Below are 2,506 nucleotides of genomic sequence, written 5' to 3'. Positions count from 1 at the left end.
ACGCTCCTAGATGATCTCGTCGCCGGAGGCCGTTTCGATGGTGAAGTCGGGGTACTTGGTGACCCCGTCGATAGTCAGGGGCTGCTCGTAGGACCACCGATCCGGAACGATCTCGTGCAGTATCGAGGCGATGATGACCTCGTTCTTGCTGCGCACGAGCACGCCGCCCGGGGCCACACGGATCAGGTTGCCGTCGAATCGGCGCATGCCGTCGCCGACGGTGAGCTCGCGCGGCGCTGGTCTGCGGAAGAGGTCGGTCAGGGTGGGGCGCGCGGTCTCCGACAGCACCGGTGACGCCAGCGCGAAGAGGGATGCACGCCGCGCTGTCCACCGATCTGTCGCGGAGGTGACTACGGCGCGGCCGGTTATGGCACTCGGCTGTGAAGAGTGGTGTGCGTGTCGCTGCGAAGCTTCGCCACCAGCCCACGGGCTGTCCCGGTCCCGACACGAAGGCGCTTACGGAGCGTCTCAGCAGAAATCGGCCGCTGATACACCTGCCAGTGCAGGACATCCTCGGCCCGCGCCCGGTGAAGCAGATCCTGCTCGCGTGCTTCCCTCGGCTGCATCCCGAGGCCGTCCGACTGGTGGGTAGACGGTCCAGGCCGATCCCGCTCCGCCGCGCCGGACGAGGTAAGGAATGTGGACGAACCAGACCGCGAAGCGTCAGCGTTGATCGTCTGCATGGCCTTGATGTGCCCCGTTGAATCCGGACAGTCGCTATTAAGCTGATTTACGCGGCGGGCTGCTTTTTCAGGTACTCGTCGTGGACCTGTTGTGGGATTCGGTAGTCGAGTCCCGAGTGGCGGCGTGTCGTATTATAGCGAAGTTCGATGTATCGGGCAATGTCGCGTCGGGCGTGTTCGCGGGTCGGGTAGACGGTGCGGTGGACGCGTTCGTTCTTGAGGATCGCGAAGAACGACTCGGCCATTGAGTTGTCATAGCAGATTCCGGTCCGGCCGACGGACTGGCGGATCCCGAGGCTCTTCAAGGTAGCGGCGAACTGGGCCGATGTGTAGTTACTTCCGCGATCGGAATGAAAAATTGCCCCGTCGGTGATCCGGTGGTTACGGGCCGCCATGATGATGGCGGTGTCGATGAGCCCGGTGCGGTAGTTGTCGTCCATGGCCCAGCCGATGACGGCTTTCGTGTGGCAGTCGAGGACGGTCGCGAGGTACAACCGCCGGGTGGCCCGGGGGAATCTCACCCCCGGGCTCCCACAGAACGAAGCGTGACAGTCTCCCGTCACTCCGCTCGTCCCATCAAATCCGTCAGAACTCGGTCATCCAGACCCAGTGAGCGAATAGGCGGGGCTGTCTACGCAGTAGCCCGTTCCACCACCGTTTGGCCTTCTTGAACGACCTGAGCCGTTTGAACTTCCGTCTGGCCCAGCGCACCAGGTAGGTGTTGACGCGCCGTAGCAGACCATCGAGTTCGGTCCGGTAGAACTTCCCGTAGTAGTTCATCCAGCCACGGAGGACTGGATTCATCCACTCCGCGAGCGCCGCGAGATCATCAGTGGTACGCAGGTTGATCCGCCAGCGGCGGACCACGCCTCCCATCTTCTTGAGGGCGTTCCTGCTGACCGCAGGAAGGAACGCGGCGAAAATACTCCTCCGGTCTTTCGTCGGAGCTTTCCTCGCCTGGAACGTGTACCCAAGGAAGGTGAAGGATGTGGCTTCAAACGAGCCGTTTCTCCTCCTGTCCTTGCAGTAAACGATCCTGGTCTTGTCGGGGTGCAGACGCAGCCCGACCTCTTCCATCCGCTCCCCCAGAGCGGCCCACACACGGCGGGCCATCCCCTCGGTCTTGCAATGCACCACCGCATCGTCAGCGAACCGCTCGAACTCCACGGTCGGGAACTCCCGATCCAACCATGAGTCGAACGCGTAGTGCATAAACAGGTTAGCCAGGACGGGTGACACCGCGGACCCCTGCGAGGTTTCGACCATCCTGCCATCGGGCAGCACGAGCGGCGCCGTGAGCCACCGCCGCACGTACAACACCACCCACTTCTGTTCGGGAGTGATGTTCACCTCGACCGCCCTGACCACTAGTTCATGGTCGACGGAGTCGAAGAACCGAGAGATGTCAATCTCTACCACCCAGTTGTTCTTCCAGCACCTCTCTCGGCATTTCTCGACCGCCATCAGCGGCGACCTGCCCGGCCGGTACCCGTACGAGTCATCATGAAAGATCGAATCGGTGCGAGGCTCCAGCGTAAGCGCGGCCACCGTCTGCGCCACACGGTCAGCCACTGTCGGGATGCCCAGGGTCCTCACGCCCTGCCCGTCGGCCTTCGGTATCTCAACCTCGCGGACCGGGGGTGGGAAGTAACTCCCCGACGACATCCGATTCCAGATCCGGTACAGGTTCGCATTGCGATCCCGTTCGAAATCATCGATCGACTGGCCGTCGACTCCGGCCGCGCCCTTGTTCGCTCTGACTCGCCGATACGCTTCCCACACAGCCCACTTGTCGATGGCAAACGGCTTGTCCTGTGACTTCA

Annotated in this window: 3 protein-coding genes and 1 pseudogene; all 4 read right to left on the bottom strand. The window is 62.5% G+C overall.

What is annotated here, in order from left to right; translation table 11 throughout:
- Positions 1–6 precede the first annotated feature (6 nt).
- Positions 7–288: a hypothetical protein gene (locus tag G6R25_RS23365; RefSeq protein ID WP_136449175.1), complete on the bottom strand. Its 282-nt coding sequence runs from the start codon at positions 286–288 to the stop codon at positions 7–9.
- A 77-nt stretch (positions 289–365) separates the two neighbouring features.
- A pseudogene (locus G6R25_RS28400) lies at positions 366–554 on the bottom strand (hypothetical protein); the annotation flags it as partial.
- 176 nt (positions 555–730) lie between these two features.
- Complete coding sequence (locus tag G6R25_RS23360) at positions 731–1,204, bottom strand: IS3 family transposase (protein WP_163554586.1); 474 nt, start codon at positions 1,202–1,204, stop codon at positions 731–733.
- Positions 1,205–1,268: 64 nt separating this feature from the next.
- On the bottom strand, positions 1,269–2,506 hold a 1,238-nt coding region (gene ltrA / locus G6R25_RS23355), incomplete at its 5' end, for a group II intron reverse transcriptase/maturase (protein WP_419469408.1).

It is taken from the genome of Candidatus Frankia alpina, assembly GCF_902806485.1.
In the GTDB taxonomy this organism is placed as follows: Bacteria; Actinomycetota; Actinomycetes; order Frankiales; family Frankiaceae; genus Frankia; species Frankia alpina.
Note: the sequence above shows the minus strand (reverse complement) of the source record. Positions and strands in the feature narration are given on the sequence as shown.